Below are 263 nucleotides of genomic sequence, written 5' to 3'. Positions count from 1 at the left end.
AGCTAAGCGTTCCAGCCACTTACGTTGGTTAGGATTCCAATCGTGTTGACTAAAAATGCGTTGCATGGCGTGATCAACCCGCTGTGAAAAAGGGATTAATGCTTCATCGAGCGCCGCTTGGCGGATATAACCGATAATGCTGGCCGCAATATCTTGGTTGGTATTTTTACGCCATGCACTTTGCAAATGCGCTTCACTAAATCCCGCCTCATCTAGCAAGAGTTTGACCTCTTTAAGTTCTGCACGGGTGAGATCTTTAGGAC

Annotated in this window: 1 protein-coding gene; it reads right to left on the bottom strand. The window is 46.8% G+C overall.

Going from position 1 to position 263, the window contains the following annotated elements:
* The coding region (locus tag AAEZ00_RS21525; RefSeq protein WP_351089975.1) for a type I restriction-modification enzyme R subunit C-terminal domain-containing protein at positions 1–263 on the bottom strand (263 nt) is incomplete at both ends.

Origin of the sequence: Shewanella sp. S1-49-MNA-CIBAN-0167 (assembly GCF_040310145.1) — a bacterium.
Classification (GTDB): domain Bacteria; phylum Pseudomonadota; class Gammaproteobacteria; order Enterobacterales; family Shewanellaceae; genus Shewanella; species Shewanella psychromarinicola.
This window is presented reverse-complemented; position numbering and strand designations above follow the sequence as displayed.